The organism is Singulisphaera photorubra, from assembly GCF_045290345.1.
Lineage (GTDB): Bacteria > Planctomycetota > Planctomycetia > Isosphaerales > Isosphaeraceae > Singulisphaera.
Window position 1 is genome coordinate 688,332 of record NZ_CP155447.1, and the last position, 20,245, is coordinate 708,576.

A 20,245-nucleotide genomic window follows, 5' to 3' on the forward strand; every position below is an offset into this window, starting at 1 on the left:
GAGGCTCGCTCAATCGATGTAGATCATCTCGCTCGCGTTCAAGAGCGCTCGGCAAAGCGAGGGAAGTCCATACTCCTCAATCAGACGGCACCCATGAGCAACCTCCTCGACGGTCGGGGCGCGGCCGAAGGCGAGCACAAAGGCGCGACGACACTGATCGTCGGGAACATTGCCGGCCTCGCGGCTGAGGCGATCCGCGAAGGCGCGGGCCGTATCAACCGCGAACCCGTGATTCAGCATCGTGAGCGCCTGGAGAGGGGTCGTGGTCGACGCCCGCCGCGGTGTGCCGAGCGCATTATCGGGGCAGTCGAAATCGGACAAGACGTCGAGGTAGCTGGCACGGGCCGAGTGGTGGTAGACGCTTCGCCTGTACGTTTCCGGACCAGGACGATCGAGCGGCTTGTAAGTCGCCACATTGTCTTGAAAATACGCGTACAGCTTGAAGCCAGGCCCGCCCATCCGCGGCTCGAGCAGGCCAGCGACGGTCAGCATCGTGTCACGCACTTCCTCGGCCGCCAAGCGTCGCGGCGGAAACCGCCAGAGCGAGCGGCAGGTTCCATCGACGCGCGCCGCCGACTCACGATAAGTTGAGGCTTGCCGGTAGGTCATTGAGGTCACGATCAGCCGATGCAGCGGCTTGAGCCTCCAGCCGTCATCGAGGAGCCGACGCGCCAGCCAGTCGAGCAGTTCGGGGTGACTCGGCTGCCCGCCCATGAACCCGAAGTCGCTGGGCGTGTCGACCAGGCCAGTACCGAAGTGGTAATGCCAGAGGCGGTTCGCCAGCACGCGCGGAGTGAGCGGGTTACGCGGGGAGATGATCCACTCGGCCAGGGCCAGCCGTCGGCTCGATTCCGTCGTGTCAGGCGGCAACTCATAACCCGGCAGAACAGGACTCAAGACCCCCAAGGGGGCCGGCGAGACGGGACTTCCCGGCCGTTGCGGATCGCCCCCGATAAAGATCCGGAACGGGCCTGACGCCGGTTCAAACTTGCCAGCCCACCAAGACGGCAGCGGTGGGATCGAAGTCTGAGCCGCGCGAGCAGCGTCGCGTTCGGCCTTGGCAGCGGCGAGTTGCTTGATCGCGTCGGGACTCGAAGCTGCGCGGACGGCCGCTTCGAGCCTCGCGACTTCGGCCGTCGCGCGACCTTCGCGGTCGCGAAGCGGTGCGATCAACGCCTCGTGCTCGACGCGGGCCGAGGCAGTCGCCACGGTGCGGTTGCCATGTCGCACACCGGCGAAGGTGGCGTAGAGCGAGTAATAGTCCTTCTGGCTGAGGGGGTCAAACTTGTGGTCGTGACAGCGAGCGCAGCCGATCGTGACGCCGAGGAACGACTCTCCTGTCGCACGAATCACGTCGTCGAGCGTATTCGCACGGATCACGGCTGCCTGAGCCGCGTCCTGGTTTCCCACATCATCATACGGCCCACAGACGAGGAAAGTCGTGCCCACCTCGACCTCGGGATCATCCTTGCCGATCACGTCGCCGGCCAGATGTTCGCGAACGAGGCGGTCGAACGGCTTATCATCGTTGAATGAACGGATGATATAGTCGCGAAACGGCCAGGCGTTGGGGATGATCTCGTTCCGCTCGTAGCCCCGGCTCTCGCCGAACCGGATCACGTCGAGCCAGTGCCGGCCCCACTGCTCGCCATAACGCGGTGAAGCGAGCAGGCGATCGACAACCTTTTCGTAGGCAACGGGTGAGGAATCCGCTTCGAATGACGCGATCTCGTCGGCCGTCGGTGGCAAACCAGTCAGGTCGTACGTAACGCGGCGGATCAATGTCCTTCGGTCGGCCGGAGGCGACGGTACGAGTCCCTTCGCTTTCAGGCCCGCAACGATGTACCCATCAATCGGGTGAGCCGGCCAACCCGTCGGCATTTCCTGCGCGAGGGGAGGGGGGGCATTCCCTAACGGCCGAAGGGACCACCAATCCGCCCCGGCTTTCGGCTTTTCTTTCAGAACGAGTCCCTTGGGCCATTCAGCGCCTTGCTCAACCCAGCGGCGCAGAACCGCCACCTGCTCGGACGAGAGCGGGGCGCCTTCCCTTGGCATCTTCGGCTTGGCCCCCTCAGGCCGCGACCCGACGACTTCGAGCAGTGTGCTCTCAGCCGGATTGCCCGGCTCGACGGTCCCCGAGTCCTCCAGGTCAGCCGCACTCTCGAGCGAGACGTCTCCCTTCTTACTCTCCGAACGATGACACCGAATACAATGGTTCGTCAGGATCGGCGCAACATCCCGCTCGAACTCGATCGGCTCCGGTCCCGTTGCGTTGGCGACTTGGGCGACAAGCAAGAGAATAAGCACGCCCGCGATCGATCCGAAACGGTTCTGCCACATGTCAGGAGTCTCGCGCCGCGGGTTGAATCGTCTATTCAACATACCGCGGCTGACAGCCTGATCCAAGCCAATAACTCAGGGCGAAGGCACGGGAATTCGCGGTACGAGCGATGCCAGGTCACAAGTTCGTTGTCGCGATTTCGGTCACTTGCTGGTTCAGGTCGAGCGAGGCTTGCCTTCTGGCGCGGAAACACCACGAAAGCGTCCTCGCTTTCCAATTGCCCCAGTTTGAGTACATGGCCCATTCGACTCCATTCTATTTATTTAATCATGACATCTTGTTCGCAAATAATCTGGCCTGACGAGTGGCCACTCAGCCTCCCTCCGTTTCGATCTAGAATGACATCGAAACCACCTGATACATTCCAATCGTCAGTAGGAAGGCAATCGTGACACCAAGGCACAGGACGACTCCACCGAGCCACCGCGTCGAGCGCATCTGCCACCACATCAGCAAGCCGGAGAGGCCCCAGAACAGCATGGTTGCGAACATGACGTCGACGAAGACCGCCCAGACGATGCGCGCCCAGCCGTGGGAGTGGTAGCCGTGCGTGAGGTGGAGCCGGGTCAGGAATTCTCGAGGGCTGAGATTGCCGCCCGACTCGGGACGGCGTCCGGTCAGCGCGCCGGTCTGCACGTTGTAGCTTGCTCTCCAGGTCGTTCCGTCGACGGCGACGAGAAAGGTCAGCTCTGGGGCGAACGTGATTCGCGTGGTTCCCGAGGTCAGCCCCTTGCGTTCCAGGGCGAGTGGCACGCCTGCTTTGACGCGCTCGGCGAGAGATCGCTCGGGTTTCGGGTCGCCCGGCGCGAAGGGCGGTCGGCCCCCCTGGGGGAGGGCTCGCGTACTGACAGTCCCTGTGCCGGTTTCGAGGTCGAGCACGATCGAGTGCTCCTCGCTGTCGCCCCGCGAACGAGCGGCAATGAAGTCGCGGGTATAGGCTGCCGTTTCGGGGTCGACAAGGCTGTAGTTGCGTTGTGAGCGTTCGCCGCCGTGCGACGGCTTGTTAAGCGCGGCGACGAGTTGGGCGGCGGCCTCGGCCGGCGCGGGGAGACGGTCGAGGCCGGTCCCGGCGACGTCCGCCGCTTCGAGCCGGCGGCGGAACTGGTCCGGAAACACCTCGGGGTGGTTGAAGAGCAGGGCCGTCACCCCGTAGAGCATCACCCAGGGGAACAGGAATAGTCCGGAATAGAGGTGCAGCCGACGCGTCCAGTACATCAGCGGGCGAGCGGCGAGCCGTCGTGCGGCCCGCCCGATCACCGCCGATGGCCCGATCACCGTCTCGGTGAGAGTATCCATCAGTATCGATTCTCCAGAGGCTCGAGGAAAGGAGTCGGACCGCGAGTCATCAAGGTTGCGATTCCGGCACGTCGAAGACCAGAGTCGCGAAGTGATGGACTTCGTCGTAGGGCTTGCCTTCCCACTCGCCTGGCGTCGGTTCGATGACCTTGACCCAGACGCCGTACCGGCCCGGTTTCGCGAAGGATGCTGAAATCCAGCCATCCTTATCCGTTTTCCCTCGTTGCGCAGGAGATTCTTGCTCCGTCAAGACCGAGAACGAGACTCCAGCCGTCGGTTGGCTCCCTCGCAGGACGCGCAGTTGCAACGGCCCCTCCGCCGCCACCGGGACGATCTCGTACCGGGCCACGTCACCGAGCCGCAGGGAGGTGACCTCGGCAACCTGGCCCAGGACTGCCTTGGGGTAATACTTGACGAGGACCGGCTTATTGCCCGTGTGGCGCGATCGGGCATAGCCGTAGTGGGTGACACCCCCAACTAGGGCGGGGCGAGGCTCGGGAAGGATGGCACTCAGGTGATGTTCCTCCTTACGCCAGTCGAGAGTGGATTGTCCTCCTTGTGGAGACACGATCGTCAGGCGTGTTGACGCGAGCCGCTCGCTCGGAATGCGTTCGTCGACTTGGAGTTGGTCATTGAAGACCACGCGAACTTCGCCCGGAGCGGGTCCCGGCAGAAGGAACACAAAGTGGGCCGAAGCCGGCCGGGCGATGCTGATCAGAGCCATCAAGAACACGATGCGTTTCATAAAAATCAAGCCTTTGATTAAGAGTCTGTCCCAGAAGGTGAATCCCACGGGAGCTTTTGAATGATCTGCTGGGTGCCATGCGGTTCCGTACTCGGAACCCATGCGGGAATGCCTTGGCCTGGCGCGCACGGGTTCCGAGTACGGAACCCGTGGCACCCAAACGGCCTTCAATTTTCGGTTTCCCTGAACTTACGAGACAGACTCTAAGAGTTCGGATCGGGGCGCGATCGCCAACGTCGGCGGTCACCCGACTCCTTGGGGTGAGCCCGCGGCTTGTGTGTGTGGGAGATCAACGGCCCACACGCGATGAAACCGGTGGCTGAGGATGACCTCAGAATTCGCCGGGGATCTCGCCGCCGGCTCGGGTCGCGAGACCACGCCAGACGGCGGGCTGGAGACTGTCGCGAACGAACTGCACGTGCCCATCTCCAAACAGCACGTTCACACCCCCGGGATGTTGGCTCGACGCTTTGAAGAAACCGATGCCGTTGGTTGAACAGTCGGGGAACCTGGCATTGGGGGGTCGCCAGGCATCGAAACAGGCCTTGGGAGTCTGTCCCCAAATCCAGGAGATGCCGCGGTCTCCGCTCCACGACGAGGCACTCGAGCAGAGAGATTCCGACAGCACGGGTGTACTCCCCGGCACGCCTGAGAGGACCTTGACGGTTCCCGAAAGCCCGGCCGATTGTCGCTTGCCATCGACCGGCGTCGGACCAGTCGTCGTGGACCCATGCCCGAGCAAAGACTCAGACATCAGCATGGTTATTGAAGTCCCGTCGCGCAATTCGGCGAGCCGGACACCGGAGTCGCTCCAGAACAGGCCGTCGGTCGGGAAGCGTGAGTCGTAGTAGAGCCGCGTGGGGTCCCCCGACCCGGTAGACGCCATGTAGTTCGTCCCAGCGAACGTCGCCGAGTTATAGCCCGTGAAGACCGGCGAACGCCCGTCGCTCGGACAAAGGAACAGACCAACCACGATGGCTGCGGCCGTCTGCTGGGCTGGATTGAGAGTCGATGTCCCCGTGAACGTGAATAGATCTTGCTCCAACACAAACGCTTGCTGGAGGTTCGCCTGCTCAATAAAGGGCAAAAGCCGGGCCTGGATCGAGTACCAGCGCCGTCCCGCCCCCATGCCCGGGAAGGAATTCAGCGTGCTCTCATAATGATGCATCGCCAGCCCGAGTTGCTTCAGATTGTTGGTGCACTGCATCCGACGGGCGGCCTCCCGCGCCGCCTGGACGGCCGGCAAGAGCAGACCGATCAAAACGGCGATGATGGCGATCACCACCAGTAACTCGATCAGGGTGAAACCCTGTCCCCCCCTCGGTTGCATGCCCCCCACCATCTCACCGGGCGCACCCCCGGCCGGCCTATCCAAACGGCACACGCCGGCACGCGGCCCTTCGCCTCCTCCGAGCTTCGCCCGGATTCTCATGGTCTCTCCTTACTTGAAACGCCCCAACTTGCCGCCACACCAAAACTCAAGATTCGGGATTCTAACTTTACGATTTCGTGGCGCCAATAGCCAATTTTCGGTTAACCTAAAACATGATTGGCGTCGCTCCAACTTGGCGATGTTGGCTTGAATTGCGGCGCAGCTCACATCAGTGCGAGCCCGTCTGTGCCTGGATCGGCGGACTGAGTCGGCTGTGGAGCCTCGCCGGGAGGTGAAGGCGTGGAAGGAGGAACGCAATGAAGTGAATGGTGGAGGTGAGGTGGCCGTTCACTCCTGCTATCGGCCGGATCAAGTAACACCGGCGCGATCCGTCAACTCAAAAGTGGTGGACGACCAGGGGCCAACATCCTTCGGATTCGTGGCAGAGGACGATGCCACATTTGAAACCACCAACACGCATCAGTCCACGAGAACCAATTCGAAGCCACTCGCAACGACATTCAACCACGCCAGCGTGGACGCAATCCATGAAACACAGCAAATCCACTCAACTCTTTACTTTCACATCAATATACACTTTTTTAATTTTAACACATTTTATTTAATTTTGCGCAACTTCATCACATCCTACACAATACACCCCAACCTTAAAAACAACTGAGATCCTCTGCATATTACAGAGTTTTCCGCAAGAAAACCGGGCCGTCTGTCTGCTCCGGAGGCCGAAATCCGCGGGAGCAACTCGTTCCCACGCTCTGCGTGGGAATGCCGTCCTGGCCGCTCTGCGGCCCTACCCGCCGGCGAAGACGACGCAGAGCGTCGCATACGGCATTCCCACGCAGAGCGTAGGAACGAGATACTGGCATCCTTGCTACAATCTCAAATTGTAGCGCCTCAGGGCCGAGCATCACCCCCCTTGCACGCAAGACATCGGCGCACCAAGTCGACACCGGGGCGCAGAGCACGAGAAAACAGGGCACCTCAGGAGAAAACCACAAGCGATGATAACGGCTGAGCCACAGTGAGGAGCCCGCCTTGCCGCCCGGCCTCGACTCAACGCGGTTCGAAACGAAAAAAAGAGCCTCGAAAGAGGCCGCCGTCGCTGGACGACGACCTCTCCGAGGCTCATTGGCTTCACTCAACCGGCTGGTCGGTTTACTTCGCCCCTTCCACGTCCCCTTGGGCGGCCGCGGGGGGAAGCGGATTCCCCTCGGGATCGAGGACGTTGATCACCTTGGCGTAGGGAAGCGACTTGAGCCCCGACTCGATCTTGGAGCGGTCGCCGACGACCAGGATCACCATGTGCTCGGGGTCGAGGTGAGTCTTGGCGACCCGCGCCACCTCAGCCTTGTCCACGGCGTCGATCTTCGACTGGTAGGTCGCAAAGTAATCCGCCGGCAGGTTGTAGAGCACCAGGTCGGCCATCGTCCCCGCCACGCCGAACGTCGTCTCGAACTTGTTCGGGAAGCCCTTGATGATCCGATCCTTGGCGAAGGTGAGCTCCGTATCAGTGACCGGCCGGGGTCCGGTGATATCCTTCAACTCCTTGAGCAGTTCGACCAGCGCTTCCTTGGTCACCGCGGTCTGAACCGATCCGCCGGCCTCGAATGGGCCGGGGCCGATTCGGAAGGCGAAGTGCGACCGCGCTCCGTAGCTGTATCCCTTGTCCTCGCGAAGGTTCAGGTTGATCCGGCTGGAGAACTGGCCACCGAGCACCGCGTTCATGAGGGTCAGCGGGAAGTAGTCGGGGGTTCCTCGCGGCAGGCCAACCTGCCCGACGGCCAGAACCGACTGCGCGGCGGCCGGCTTATCGACCAGGAAGATCGTCACCGGCTTCTTCGAGGACGAAGGCTCGGGCAAATCCCGCTTGGGTGCTTCACCGGGCTTCCACTCCTTGATTGCCTTCTCGAGCGAAGCCGTGATCGCGTCCGGCGTCGTATCGCCCACCACGATCAGGCTGGCGTTATTGGGCAAGAACAAGGATTTATGGAATGCAACAACATCCTCACGCTTGATTGAGTCGATCGTTTTGGGAGTACCGAGATCGGGGCGGCCGTAGGGATGCTCCAGGCCGTAGAGGAGGCGAGGGAAGACGACGCCGGAGATCCCCTCCGCACTGTCGAGCCGGGCTTTGAGCATGGCCTGACGCTGGACCCGGAGCCGGTTCAATTCCTTCTCGGGGAATGACGGGTTCAGGAGTACGTCGGTGTAAAGCTCGAGGCCGCGATCCGTGTGCTTGGTCAGGGTGGTCAGCGAGAGGGTGGTCGACTCGAGTTTGCCACTGGCATCGATCGAGGCGCCGATCTCGGAGAGAGCCCCGGCCAGTTCGAGCGAGTTCCGCGTTTTCGTTCCCTCGGTCAGAAGGTCGGCGGTCAGCGAAGCGAGCCCTTCCTTCCCGTTGGGAACGAGGGCCTCGCCCCCCTTGACCACCAGGTTGAGGGTCAGGATCGGCAGTTCGTGCCGCTCGGCGATCAGCACTTCCAGGCCGTTGGAAAGCGTGCGGCGCGTGACCGGAGGAGGGGTGTACTTGGGGGTCGGCCCCACCTCAGGCATCTTCGAGCGATCGAACTCGTCCTTGACCTCGGCGATCTTCGGACTCTCCGCCGGCGCCTGCTTCGAGCGATCGACTTCGGCCTCAGCCTTGCGGGGGGTCGGGTCGCCTGGGTTGACGTCGAGCCGGATCCGGTTGGCGGTGAGGTACTGGTTGGCCACCCGCTTCACATCTTCGGGTGTGACCTTGAAGAGCCGAACCATCTCGGCCTTATAGGCCAACGGGTCGCCGAACTCGACGTTGTAGTTATTGAGGTAGTCGGCCTTGCGGCCCGCGGCCTGGAGGCCGACCACGAGCTGGCTCTCCTGGATGTTCTGCGCCTTGATGACTTCTTCGAGGGTCGGGCCCTCTTTCTTGAGTCGCTCGATCTCGGCGTCGGCAATCTTGACCAGGTTGTCGAGCGACTGGCCGCGCTGGGCGTAGATCGTGACAGTGAACTCACCGGCCAGGGCACTCGCCGGGTGTCCCGCGTCGACGTGCGCAGCGAGTTGGCGATCGTACATCAAGGCGCGGAAGAGCCGGTTCTCCTTGTCGATCCCGCCGAGGACCATCGAGAGGACATCAAGAGCCTGCTCGTCGGCGTCACCCCGCTGGCCGGTCGGCCAGACGAGCTCCACGCGCGGGAGCGAGACCCGGTCCGTCATCTCAATATGTTTGGGTTCAGACAGAACGGGAACGTTCGGCTGAAGCTTGGCGACCTCGGGACCGCGGGGCAGGGGGCCGAAGTACTTGGCGACCAGCCGCTTGGTTTCGGCCGGGTCGAAGTCGCCCGCGATGCAGAGGCTGGCGTTATTCGGGCTGTAGTAGGTGCGGAAGAAGGTCGAGACGTCGTCGAGGCTGGCCGCCGAGAGGTCGGCCATCGAGCCGATCACGCTGTGGTGATAGGGATGATCGGGCGGATAGAGGGCCTCGAGCAGGGTCTCGGCCGTCTGGCCGTAAGGCACGTTATCGTACCGCTGCCGCCGCTCGTTCTTGACCACATCGCGCTGATTGTCGAGCTTCGCCTGTGTCAGGGCCGGCAGCAGAAAGCCCATGCGGTCGGCTTCGAGCCAGAGTGCCAGCTCGAGGGCATTGCTCGGGACGTTCTCATAGTAGTTCGTCCGGTCGGTGCTGGTGCTCCCATTGATCTGGGCCCCCACCTTCTCGATCGGCCCGAAGTATTCGCTGTCATGGTTCTTCGACCCCTGGAACATCAGGTGCTCGAACAGGTGGGCGAACCCGGTCCGCCCCGCCTTCTCATTCTTCGAGCCGACCTTGTACCAGAGATTCACGCCCACGACCGGGGTGGTGTGATCCTCATGGAGGATGACGTCTAAACCGTTAGGCAGCGTGTACTTATCGACCTTGAGCTGAGGGATCTGAGGCGTGCGGTCGTCACCGTGCGCCGGGGGTCCGGCCGACACCAAAGCGGCCGACGCCGCGAGCAGGAGAGAAAGGATACCGCGTTTCATCAAGGTGCTCGCTCCATGAACGTGAATAAGCTGTCTGATCTGGCTCCGTTCTAACCATTTGCAGGGGCGATCGTCTAGAGAGAGGGGGCAGGTAACGCATCGACTGTTACAACAAAAAATGGCCGCCATTCGTTACGGGAGTTGAAACGCCCCCCATCCTCCCTGGCTCCTTAGAGATACCGAATCACCAAGCGGAAAATATTTTCGAAAAAATGTAAGCAATCACAAAAAAACCGATTGATGCACAACGAAGTTCGGTGTATCCCTACATCGTATCTCCTGATTCCAAGGATACGCTTTTCTCTTTGAAATTATTAATTCAATCAAGAACAGAGGTCTATGATGCGATTGTGTCAAATTGCTCAGACCGTGCGTCCTTGGGCGTTTGCCTTCATTGTGCTTGCCAGCGGACCAGCGATGCCGGGCTGCGGCGGAGGAGAGGCGCAGACTACGGGCTCGGTGGTTCATGACGACCCGGACGCGGCGCTCCGCACCAAAGAAATGGAAGATTATATGGCCAAGCAGAACGCTCCCAAGAAGAAGCGGTGATTGCACCTCGCACATCACTCCACCTCTCCTGCAGATTACCGTCGAACGGGCACGGATCCTGGAGGCCAAGCCGCCTGCTCGGACGACGCCTGGGTATCGTTAAAATTCTTCATCGCCGACGATGCGTTCTAACTAAGGTCAGCCCAAGCTAATGCCCGGGGACTCGACCTTGAAAATCACAAGTCCTGACCGGACAGTCATCACGGGCCAGGCCAACACGACCGAAACCACAGGCTGTTCGCCCGGACAAGGCCCCCCTTTCAGGGCGAAACATCACTGAGACAGGAATTCTCCCGGACTTTGCCTTGAGTCGCTCCGATGGGGCGATAACCGGTGAGTGTGTGCGAACCTCATCGGTAAACGGATCGAGCAAAATCGACCTGATCCCACGTAACACGCCTTCTCTCAGGATTCAAGGGCCGCGATGTAGCGCCGGCTCTGATTCAAGTACGGTATTTTTTACCGTTCTGTTCTTTTGCTCTCGTATTTTCCTGTCATCGGGAGGGTCACGATGAGAACTCGTTCGAGAACCGCGTTCACACTCATTGAATTGTTGGTCGTAATCGCAATCATCGCCGTTCTCATTGCCTTGTTGCTGCCCGCGGTGCAAGCAGCGCGTGAGGCTGCCCGGCGGTCACAGTGTGTCAACAACATGAAGCAGATTGGACTCGCGCTGCACAACTACCACTCTACGAACAATGCTTTCCCGCTCGGCGCCACCTGGCAACCCTTCGAAACGACAGGCTGGTCATTCACCGCCACCGGCGGCTTGACCGGCGCTAGTCAAGACAACTGGTCATGCTGGAGTATCCAGGCGCAAATGCTCCCGAGTATGGAGCAGATGGCGATCTACAACAGCATCAACTTCAACTTTTCGTGCTATCGTGGGACGGCCGGACCGGTCAACTCGACGGCGTTCACCACGAGGATTGCCTCATTCCTCTGCCCATCCGACGGCAATGCGGGCAATACAAACACGAACAACTACCACGGCAGCATCGGAACATCGCTCTACAGCACAAACAATGCCGACAGCACCGGCATTTTTAACTATCAGCAAAAGTACACGGTCGCCGACATCAAAGACGGCACGTCAAACACAATCGCCTTCTCCGAGGCTCTCGTGGGTGAGCGGAGCAGTGGGACGTTCGGACGAGGCAACTCGACCGGAAACGTCGCCTCGGCTGGATTTGGCACAGGGCAACCGTACGATGTCAGCGGGAGATTGAGCGACATCAAGGCTGACATCCAGGCCTGCATCGGCGCCTTCAAGTCGAGCACCTCAACGAACCCGCGGAATGACCGCGGTTTCCGATGGGGCCAAGGCGCCATGGGCTTGACGCTCTTCAATACCGTGATCACCCCCAACGGCGCCCAATTCAATGCCTGCCGAATTGGATGCTGCACCCAGGCGAGCCACGCTCACTATCAGGTCGCGACAAGCAACCACTCCGGCGGTGTCAACGCTCTGCTCGGCGACGGCAGCGTCAAGTTCATCAAAGACTCGATCGCCTACCCGACCTGGTGGGCCCTCGGCACCCGCGGCTTCGGCGAAGTCATCAGCGCCGACTCCTACTGAGTTGTTTGCCGCTCAGACCTTCGTCCCCAACGTTGGTCCGGGCCCATGCCTGGCATCACCGAGAACGAGATCAAGGGGGCCGGGACGAACGTCGTCCCGGCCCCCCTTTGTTTTATATCAACGATCCGCGACTGGGCGAGAAGCTTGAGGGATTTCCGGCCCGGCCGTGCGAGGGAATTACGGCCGGGCCGGCCGTGCTACTGCAAACATCCCGTGGCGGAAACCGTAAGGATCATCGGTTCTTTTGCTCTTTCGCGGATCGTTGTTTTGGATTCGTTGGCTTCGACCTCGTTCAGCGTGCGGCGGCGGCCGAGGTTATCGACGATACAGGAATTCTTTCGAGTTGATGAGGACCCAGACAAGGTCTTCCACGGCCTCGCGCCGATCTTCAAAGCCTCGCATGTGCTCCAGCATCGTGGCAAGCTCGGTCGCCGTGGGTTCGCGGGTCAAGGCGATGAGATAGACCTCCCGCGTGATTTCCTCGAGCGACTTGGAACTCTTGGCGAGTGCCGCCACACGGCCGCTGTCGTGCCGGAGCTTCTCGTTAACAGTCGCTCCCCCGATCAATTGCAGCGCCTGCGCGAGGTTCGAGTCGCTCTCTCGTTCACACTCGCAGGCGATATCACGCGCGGGGCGGCCGAAGGTTTTGAGGAAGGCATCATCGATCTTGCCATCGGGAATCTGGGTGGCTCGATAGCCTTTGGGCAGATCACCAAACTTCGTGACCGTGCTCGTCACCGTCGAGATCGCATCGAGCAAAACCTCGGCGGGCAGAAGTTTCGAGTAGGCATGAGAGAAGTACACATTATCGTCGCCATTCAAGTCATTGACTTGATCACTCAATTGGTAGGTCCGGCTCAAGAGGATGGATCGGATCAACTTTTTGAGGGAGAAACCTTGGCTGACGAACTCGGCGGTCAGATGATCGAGCAACTCGTCGTTGGAAGCGGGGTTCGAGTCCCGGAAGTCGTCCACAGGCTCGACGATGCCACGGCCAAGGAGGTGATACCAGACGCGGTTGACCAGACTCTTGGCGAAGAATGGATTCTCGGATCCGGTCAGCCACGAGGCCAGTGCGAGGCGGCGATCGGCCGCTTTCGGGTCATCGAGGATCGGGCCGCCGAGCGCCTTCGGTTTCACGACCTGGCCGGTTCGGGGCTGGCGGACGTCGCCCGTTCGGGTGAGGTAAACGACAACGTCGTCGGGTTGCGTTCCCTTCTTCTGGCGAACCCGGGCGAAGAAGGCGGCCAGACCATAATAATCATCCTGCGTCCAGCGCTCGAACGGATGATTATGGCATTTGGCACACTGAATGCGAACGCCCATGAAGAGTTGGGCCGTCGCCTCGACCGCGCTCTCCGGGGTCCGGCTCAGCCGGTAGTAATTGGCCGCGGGATGACTGAAGGCCGATCCGTTGGCCGTCAGAAGTTCCTGCACGAACTGGTTCAAGGGCACGTCCCGCTCCAGATTCGATCGGATCCAGCGACTGAAGGCAATGGCCCCCTTGCTCTGAATCAGGCGACCGTTGGACCGGAGGATGTCAGCGAACTTCAAGCTCCAGAGGTCATAGAACTCCGAACGCATCAGCAACTGATCAATGACCTTGGCACGACGATCCGGGGCGGAGTCGTTCAGGAACGCCTCGACCTCATCGGGTTGGGGGAGGGTCCCAATGGTATCGAGGTAGACCCGGCGTATGAAACTCCGATCGCCGCTCGGCTCGGACGGCGAAATCTTCATCAGATTCAGCTTGGTGATCACCGCCTTGTCAATCACGCTATCTTGCGGAACGTCGACGAGCTTGAAGCCAGGGACATCCACCAGGAACGTCAGTCGGACGTTGGCGACCAGGTCGAGGTAGTGACTGATAATCGCAACCTCGCCGCGTGTTTTGAATGTCACGAGCCCTTCGGGATCGACGTCGGCGATCTCCGTATTCGAAGAGTTGTAGTAGCAGATCGGCGTCACGTCACGCGTTGACCCATCGCTCATATGAACGATCGCAACAATCTGCTGGGTCCGGAACGGATCGTTGAGAACTCGTGCGCCGGGGCGAACCTCAAGGCGAACGGCGGCGGGAGCGGTGGGGTCATCCTTGGCTCCTTCGTTGATCCACCGATAAAGAATCTCGTAGATGGTCGAATTTCGAGTAAGGCGAAGCCCCCCCTCGTGGGGCAACTCGCCGAGTGGCTTGCGAAGGATCAGGCTCGTCTCGGGGGCGATGGGATTGATCCTTCGTCCACCGCTGCCGCGACTGAGGGTGAAATAGTCTTGATCGGGCAGATAGCCACGGAGGCTGAGCCGGAAACCGCCTTTCCCGTTCGGGGTGCCGTGACACGCCCCTGAGTTACACCCGGCCTGGCTGATCGCCGGAATCACCTCGTAACGAAAACTCGCCGGCACCGACTTCTCCATTCCCTCAACCGTGACAACCGCGCTGGCCTCAACGCTCCCTGCCCGCGCCACGATCACCGCCGACCCGTTTCCGCGCGGCTCCACTCTCCCCTTGGCAGTGACCGTGGCGATATTCGGGTTCAGGCTGACCCACTTCAAGGCATGGGTCAGGTCGCGGACGGTCCGATCCGCGTACGTTGCCGAAACGATCAGTTGCTGCGTCGCGTGCGCGCCTCTCAACAGCGATCCCTGGGGCTCCACCGCCACCGACGTCGGAGATCCGACCGCCGCCGGCGGGACCTCGGCGCCACGAGTGGGGTGCGTCGGCAAGACCAGGAACGACAAGACCGCCAGTGCCCGCAACCGTTTTGTTCGTCCAGCGATCATCAATCACTCCTGGTTGTTTGATAGAAGAAACCAACGGGCCGCCTCAAAAGTTCGCCGAGTGCTCCACGATCATTATTGGCGATCAGGAACTGCGGTTTCGTTGCTTGGAGCCACGGGCATCCCCGTAGACTCCGGCTCATGTTCATTTTTTGCGATCGTTGCATTGAGATCAAAGTTGATGGAGCCTCCTTGGGGTTCAACCTTGGCTCTCAGCCGCGTGCGTCCCAGGTCGGAATACTCGGCTGGCAACCGTTCCGTGGCCGACTTCAAGCCGGGCGACCCCGCATAGGGGTCGCGGGCACTCCGGCCCTGGGGATCGCCCTCAGCCGAGACCAGGTAACTGATGGCCACCTTGTAGTCGCCAGGCAAGGCGCCGGGAAAATACTGGGATCTCAACGTAAAGCGGCCATTCTCATCGGTTTCGCCCACACACGGACTGCCGCTCTCGGGAAGAAACGTCACGACCGCCTTGGCCATCATCGGTTTCCCATGGAGTGTCACCACCCCATTCACGGGAACCAGCTTTCCGGGATCGACACCGGACTGAGGAACGCCCTCGGATCCTCTGCAACCCATGGCGCCGACGATCGACACGCTTCCCAATAGCCAACACCAGATGGCACGTTTCTTCATGCGGATCTCATTTCTAATTCAGTAAGCAATGGTGCGAAATTCGAGTCTGTCACAAGCAAACCGGGCCCTCTGTCCGCCCCGTAGGCCGAAATTCGCGGGAGAAACTCGTTCCCACGCTCGACGTGGGAATGCCGTCCTGGCCGCTCTGCGGCCCTACCCGCCGGGGAAGACGACGCGGAGCGTGGGAACGAGATCCCGGTATCCTTGCTGCAGTCTCCAAAATTCGGAACGTTGCGGGTCGTCAGAATGAAATACACGGCGATGTCGGATCGAGTTCGAAGCTCGACCGGCGAAACAACCAACGCTCGTCACGACTTCGTCTTGGCTCGGGAAGGCGCCTTGACGTCGAAGTCGTAGTCGCCTTTCTCCTCCGTGACCTGGATGCTGAACTCGTTCTTCATTTCAGCGGTTTGCGAAGGGACCTTCGAACCGGCGACGCCGATTCCAGCCGCGAGCTGTGCCTGGTAGGGGTCGTCCTCGAACCCCTCGGGAATCTTGAACCCGGGCGGCAACTCGACCTCGGGCGTAACCACCACCAGGTACTTGCCAAAGGACAGGCCGAGTCCGCTTTCCTGCTTCGCTTGATAATTCCCTTCCGGTCCGGACTCAGCGGTTCCCGGGGTCTGGTGGGCGTTGCTTGGATCGGGAATAAAAACCATGGACGCGTTGGCCAGCGGCTTACCGTTCTTCGTGACGATCCCCGAGATGGGGACGACCTTGACGCCCGAACCGCAGCCGAGCAAGCCGACCAGAACCAGCGGTAAAATCGATCGCAATCGTGTCATTGCCAAGGCTCCCCGTAAGGTTGACATCGAGATCGCCCGGACGAAATCCACCTATTCCTGAGTCTGTCGCAAGGAAACCGGGCCGTCTGTCTGCCCCGGAGGCCGAAAATTCGCGGGAGAAACTCGTTCCCACGCAGAGCGTGTGAACGAGATCCCGGTATCCTTGCTCCAGCCCTTATTCCTTCACTTACAGCGATTTACCCTCGCGTCGCTTACATCGTTGTAACCGGGGTCTGTGACCCCGGGGCGAATGCCAAGACCGGGGTCACAGACCCCAGCGACAAAAGGGTTTCGGTCGCCATGATCCGCGAGCGACCCGATGGTAAACCGCGTTAGGTTAGAGCGGTTTACGATCGCATTGCGCACGGTGGAGGAAAACGGGGACTGGCTCCCGGCCCGCTCCATGCTCGGCTTTTCCGGACGACCTGGCGGCCGGGTGCCTGTCCCCATTTTCCGCACGTGCTCCTGAGTCTTGAGACCAACCACCGTGCGCAACGCATCCGCAAACCGCTCTAAGCACGTGGACCTGGTCTTTCTTTGCATTGAATCATGTGCAAATCATGGGTGCCACGGGTTGTACTCAACCCGTGAGCCAAAAACCCGGGCAATCGTTCACGGGTTGAGTACAACCCGTGGCACCCGACGGCGATTGCAGCACCTCGGTCACCTATCAGAAAATCAAAGAAAACTGAGACCAACGGCTTAGAAGGAGTCAGAACTGATCACCTCGTTCCCCGCGATCGTCGCAAGGCTCCACCACGAGTAGACGTTGATCGAGTCCTTGATCCAGCGAACGCCGCCGTCCGCCATCAACATACTGACCCCGCCGGGGTGCCTGCTGCTAAACACCTGACCGTACGGCTTGACGGCCTGGTTGGGGGGATACTGATTCGGCTTGTAATTCCGGCTCGACGGGGCGTTGGGGGTAAAGACAAGCACCTTCGCGTGGGTCGGGGGAAAGATCGTCCCATGTGTTGACGTGTGCGTGCCCGAGCCCCAGTAGGGGCCCATCGACACCTGAAATTTGTCCTTGACCGATTCACCGCCCAGGAAAGTGTTGCTCATTCCATCCTGGATGTCGGAATCCTTCGTGGAGAGGTCGTTAAAGAAGGCTCCTCGAAGACTCGGGTTGGGCATGCCCGTCCCGCGAACCCCTGGGCAGTTATACTCGTTATACTGACATGAAGAGACCATATAATTGCTTCGCACCGCACTCTGTCGCGAATACGAGGATTTATCGCCGGAAGCCGAACTAATCCTTTCATCGGTTGCCGTATCAGACGGGCAGGCGAAAACCGACACGATCGAGCCCACCACGGTGGTGTTGACGACCGCATCCCCGAGTAGGGTGGTATTCGGTGGACCATTGTCATAGATCGTCGTGGACCACGCGGAGTTGCTCGACGGCTGGCTGAAGTTGTAAGCATTGTGAAGCGTGGACAACTCAAGATAATTCAAGATCATCGTGAACACGGTTGTGTTCAGCACCAGACCCTGGCCGCCATTCGAATACTGGCATGACCCCGAGAAGATTTTCGCGGGGGGCAGACCCGTGTTCGAGGAGAGATAGTTGTGCATCGCCAAGCCGATCTGCTTCAGGTTGTTCGTACACTGAGACCGGCGGGCCGCCTCCCTCGCGGCCTGGACGGCCGGTAACAGCAGCGCAATGAGCACGGCAATGATCGAAATCACAACCAACAGTTCAATGAGCGTGAATCCCTGAATCCTCCGAGGACGCAGAGACAGAGCCTCTCGCTGAGAAGGTCGCATGTTACTCTCCTTCACGATCGGACAAGGAATGGATGTCGCGTCGGAGGTAATGAAAGATCCGACGCCGGCTGGACTTTCCATCGGGAGAACGACATCGAGAGCCGATACCCGCAGCCGAGAATCAACCCCAACTCGGCGCGGCGATGGCTCGGAAGCTTCGGCCGTGTCAGCATGCATAACCACAAGCCTATTCGTTCACAAAACCCATCCGGGCCTCAAGCGGTGGGGGGGACCATTCAGGCACACGTCGATCCTCACGGGCTGTCTCAAGTCGGATCGCCTGATTTGCTTCAAAACAAGGATGCCAGGCGAGTCAGTGTCGATCTCTGATCGATTGACGAGGAGAACCATCCGGGCTCAGAAGAGAGCGGCGATCGATTCGCCCTCACAGACGCGGAACGGCCGGCCCTGTCGGTCGCGAATTTCGAGGTCGGTCCGGATGCCCAGGGCATGATAGATCGTCGCGGCGATGTCCTGGGGTGAGACGGGGTGGTCTCGCGGATAGGCCGCATGCTGGTCGGAGGAGCCGTAGAGTTGCCCCCCCTGGATCCCACCGCCGGCCAGCACGGCCGTCTGACACGATCCCCAGTGGTCGCGTCCGCCGAACTTGTTGAGTTTGGGCGTGCGTCCGAACTCCCCGTACATGGCCACGATCGTCTCGTCGAGCAATCCGCGTTGCGACAGGTCTTCCAGGAGAGCGGAATAGGCAAGGTCTAGCGGCGGCAGCAAGTAGTCCTTCTTGAGCATGCCGCAACAACTCAAATTGGGTCCACCATGAGCGTCCCAAATATTCATCACGTTTCCATTGGGCTGGATGTAATGCCAGACGACGGAAACGAGCCTCACACCCGCCTCGACGAGACGACGGGCCAGCAAGAAGCTTTCGCCGTATTCGTTCCGTCCGTAGCGATCCCGGAGTCTCGGATCTTCCCTCTCGAGGTCGAAGGCGTGCTTGGCCTCGGGGCTCGTGAGCATTCGCACCGCTTGCTGGCGGAAGATGTCGAGGCCGAGAGGGGAATCGGGCCTGACCTGGTCGAGCCGTCGATCAAGGTTTTCGATCCGCTGGAGGATGCTGTACCGGTTTCGAAGTCGCCGATCGCTCAATCCGTCGGGAAGTTCCAGGCTATGGGGGGGCGGCCCCTCGACCTCCCCCGGCGGCTTGAGTTCAAGCGGGTCGTATTGAGGACCGAGGAACCCCGCATGGGTCCCCGAGTAGGTCACGCCGTCATGACCGACCGGACGCGGAATCGTCACGGTCGCGGGAAGGTTGCCCGGTGGCGAGAAGCGGGCGACGACCGAACCGACCATCGGAAAATCCGAACGACGCCTCTGTCGTGGAGCCCCCGCAAGAGTCGGGTCGATCGTGCCGGTCAGTGTGTGGTAGACGCTCGGGACGTGGTCGTTGCTCTTGTGGGTGAGTGAGCGAACGATGGCCATCTTGTCGCTATGCTGCGCCATGAGAGGCAAGTGGTCACAGAAGTCGATGCCGGGAGTCACGGTCGCCACCGGAGAGAATTCGCTCCGAATCCCCTCGGGAGCGTTGGGCTTCATATCCCACAGGTCCTGCTGTGGCGGGCCGCCCCAGAGGTAGAGCAGGATGCAAGACTTGGCGCGTCCGCCGCCGCGAACCTTGCTTCCCTCCAACGACTTCAGGGACTCGGCGTGAAGCAGACCCGGTAGAGTGACCACTCCGGCCCCGATCTGCCCGAGCCGGAGCATGAGATCACGGCGAGAGAGATTCGAGTCGTTCATGTGTTCCTTCTCAGTGGGGAGACCTTGTGACGGTCAAAGCAACGTTTGCTAGCGGCGAAAGCGGAAGGCCCAGCTAACTCTCTACAAGACACCAGCAATCCACACAATTCACACGTTGCAAAAGGTGGTTATGACCACGTGCAATCTCTCTTCCAATCCGTCAAAAACACCAGCCGTGTCATACGGCCGAGTCTTCATCGTTCGCCTCCCGATTTCGATTTCACCTAATGATTTCCTTACTAATGATTCCTGCCAGCTCAACGACTCAACTCCCATTGATTTTTCCACACATTTACACACTCAGTATTCAATCAAGCAGTCTCAAAAGCTCGCCAAACCAAGGGTGAGCACTTGAAGAGCAAGCTGGGCGGCTCGGCTCCGATCAGTCGTATCGATCCCATCGCTTACCAACACAATCCGCTGAAGACGCGTGCCGACCCCGAGGGAATTACGGCCGGGCCGGCCGGGCTACTGCAAACCAATCCGGTGCGGGAACCGCATGAATCATCGGGTCTTTCGCTCTTTCGCGGATCGTTGAAAAGGAACCCGTACCGAGCGTAGAGAACGCGAACCATCAAAACGCGATCCAGGTCAGCATGCCACCCGATCCAAACCGGGC

General features: G+C 60.4%; 13 protein-coding genes. 3 read left to right on the forward strand and 10 right to left on the reverse strand.

The annotated features are described in order from the left end of the window. Nucleotides 1–9 precede the first annotated feature (9 nt). The 4 genes from V5E97_RS02560 to V5E97_RS02575 all read right to left on the reverse strand — a co-directional run bounded on the left by V5E97_RS02560 (nt 10) and on the right by V5E97_RS02575 (nt 5,814). Nucleotides 10–2,340, reverse strand: a complete 2,331-nt coding sequence (locus tag V5E97_RS02560) for a PSD1 and planctomycete cytochrome C domain-containing protein (protein ID WP_406697719.1) — start codon at nt 2,338–2,340, stop codon at nt 10–12. 334 nt (nt 2,341–2,674) lie between these two features. Beyond that, nucleotides 2,675–3,637 (reverse strand): hypothetical protein, encoded by a 963-nt coding sequence (locus tag V5E97_RS02565; protein ID WP_406697720.1) that lies wholly within the window; start codon nt 3,635–3,637, stop codon nt 2,675–2,677. 49 nt (nt 3,638–3,686) lie between these two features. Continuing rightward, complete coding sequence (locus V5E97_RS02570) at nt 3,687–4,382, reverse strand: DUF4198 domain-containing protein (protein ID WP_406697721.1); 696 nt, start codon at nt 4,380–4,382, stop codon at nt 3,687–3,689. A gap of 331 nt (nt 4,383–4,713) precedes the next feature. After that, entirely contained in the window at nt 4,714–5,814 is a 1,101-nt protein-coding gene (locus V5E97_RS02575) for a DUF1559 family PulG-like putative transporter (RefSeq protein ID WP_406697722.1), read from the reverse strand. Nucleotides 5,815–6,046: 232 nt separating this feature from the next. Between V5E97_RS02575 and V5E97_RS02580 the strand changes: the two genes are divergently transcribed. Continuing rightward, the gene (locus V5E97_RS02580) at nt 6,047–6,436 is read left to right on the forward strand and encodes a hypothetical protein (RefSeq protein ID WP_406697723.1); all 390 of its coding nucleotides are present in this window, start codon (nt 6,047–6,049) and stop codon (nt 6,434–6,436) included. Between the two features lie 494 nt (nt 6,437–6,930). Here V5E97_RS02580 and V5E97_RS02585 read toward each other — a convergent pair whose 3' ends face one another. After that, entirely contained in the window at nt 6,931–9,777 is a 2,847-nt protein-coding gene (locus V5E97_RS02585; RefSeq protein ID WP_406697724.1) for a M16 family metallopeptidase, read from the reverse strand. A gap of 339 nt (nt 9,778–10,116) precedes the next feature. On the opposite strand from V5E97_RS02585, the gene V5E97_RS02590 reads away from it, so the two are divergent. Together V5E97_RS02590 and V5E97_RS02595 are read left to right on the forward strand one after the other, a co-directional pair. After that, nucleotides 10,117–10,326, forward strand: a complete 210-nt coding sequence (locus V5E97_RS02590; RefSeq protein ID WP_406697726.1) for a hypothetical protein — start codon at nt 10,117–10,119, stop codon at nt 10,324–10,326. 511 nt (nt 10,327–10,837) lie between these two features. Continuing rightward, nucleotides 10,838–11,905: a DUF1559 family PulG-like putative transporter gene (locus tag V5E97_RS02595; protein WP_406697727.1), complete on the forward strand. Its 1,068-nt coding sequence runs from the start codon at nt 10,838–10,840 to the stop codon at nt 11,903–11,905. 315 nt (nt 11,906–12,220) lie between these two features. Here the strand turns inward: V5E97_RS02595 and V5E97_RS02600 are convergent, their stop codons facing one another. From V5E97_RS02600 to V5E97_RS02620, 5 genes are all read right to left on the reverse strand, one after another. After that, on the reverse strand, nt 12,221–14,686 hold the full coding sequence (locus V5E97_RS02600) for a DUF1553 domain-containing protein (RefSeq protein ID WP_406697728.1): 2,466 nt from the start codon (nt 14,684–14,686) through the stop codon (nt 12,221–12,223). 72 nt (nt 14,687–14,758) lie between these two features. Continuing rightward, a complete protein-coding gene (locus tag V5E97_RS02605; protein ID WP_406697729.1) occupies nt 14,759–15,319 on the reverse strand; it encodes a hypothetical protein in 561 nt (186 codons plus the stop codon). 308 nt (nt 15,320–15,627) lie between these two features. Next, entirely contained in the window at nt 15,628–16,104 is a 477-nt protein-coding gene (locus V5E97_RS02610) for a carboxypeptidase regulatory-like domain-containing protein (RefSeq protein ID WP_406697731.1), read from the reverse strand. 702 nt (nt 16,105–16,806) lie between these two features. Next, the gene (locus tag V5E97_RS02615; protein WP_406697732.1) at nt 16,807–17,874 is read right to left on the reverse strand and encodes a DUF1559 family PulG-like putative transporter; all 1,068 of its coding nucleotides are present in this window, start codon (nt 17,872–17,874) and stop codon (nt 16,807–16,809) included. A gap of 357 nt (nt 17,875–18,231) precedes the next feature. Continuing rightward, a complete protein-coding gene (locus V5E97_RS02620) occupies nt 18,232–19,626 on the reverse strand; it encodes a DUF1501 domain-containing protein (protein ID WP_406697733.1) in 1,395 nt (464 codons plus the stop codon). Nucleotides 19,627–20,245: the final 619 nt, after the last annotated feature.

What these genes read in the sequence shown, in the direction of transcription:
- V5E97_RS02560 (WP_406697719.1), bottom strand. Translation starts at nt 2,340, where the DNA reads ATGTGGCAGAACCGTTTCGGATCGATCGCGGGCGTGCTTATTCTCTTG.
- V5E97_RS02565 (WP_406697720.1), bottom strand. Translation starts at nt 3,637, where the DNA reads ATGGATACTCTCACCGAGACGGTGATCGGGCCATCGGCGGTGATCGGG.
- V5E97_RS02570 (WP_406697721.1), bottom strand. Translation starts at nt 4,382, where the DNA reads ATGAAACGCATCGTGTTCTTGATGGCTCTGATCAGCATCGCCCGGCCG.
- V5E97_RS02575 (WP_406697722.1), bottom strand. Translation starts at nt 5,814, where the DNA reads ATGAGAATCCGGGCGAAGCTCGGAGGAGGCGAAGGGCCGCGTGCCGGC.
- V5E97_RS02585 (WP_406697724.1), bottom strand. Translation starts at nt 9,777, where the DNA reads ATGAAACGCGGTATCCTTTCTCTCCTGCTCGCGGCGTCGGCCGCTTTG.
- V5E97_RS02590 (WP_406697726.1), top strand. Translation starts at nt 10,117, where the DNA reads ATGATGCGATTGTGTCAAATTGCTCAGACCGTGCGTCCTTGGGCGTTT.
- V5E97_RS02595 (WP_406697727.1), top strand. Translation starts at nt 10,838, where the DNA reads ATGAGAACTCGTTCGAGAACCGCGTTCACACTCATTGAATTGTTGGTC.
- V5E97_RS02600 (WP_406697728.1), bottom strand. Translation starts at nt 14,686, where the DNA reads ATGATCGCTGGACGAACAAAACGGTTGCGGGCACTGGCGGTCTTGTCG.
- V5E97_RS02605 (WP_406697729.1), bottom strand. Translation starts at nt 15,319, where the DNA reads ATGAAGAAACGTGCCATCTGGTGTTGGCTATTGGGAAGCGTGTCGATC.
- V5E97_RS02610 (WP_406697731.1), bottom strand. Translation starts at nt 16,104, where the DNA reads ATGACACGATTGCGATCGATTTTACCGCTGGTTCTGGTCGGCTTGCTC.
- V5E97_RS02615 (WP_406697732.1), bottom strand. Translation starts at nt 17,874, where the DNA reads ATGCGACCTTCTCAGCGAGAGGCTCTGTCTCTGCGTCCTCGGAGGATT.
- V5E97_RS02620 (WP_406697733.1), bottom strand. Translation starts at nt 19,626, where the DNA reads ATGAACGACTCGAATCTCTCTCGCCGTGATCTCATGCTCCGGCTCGGG.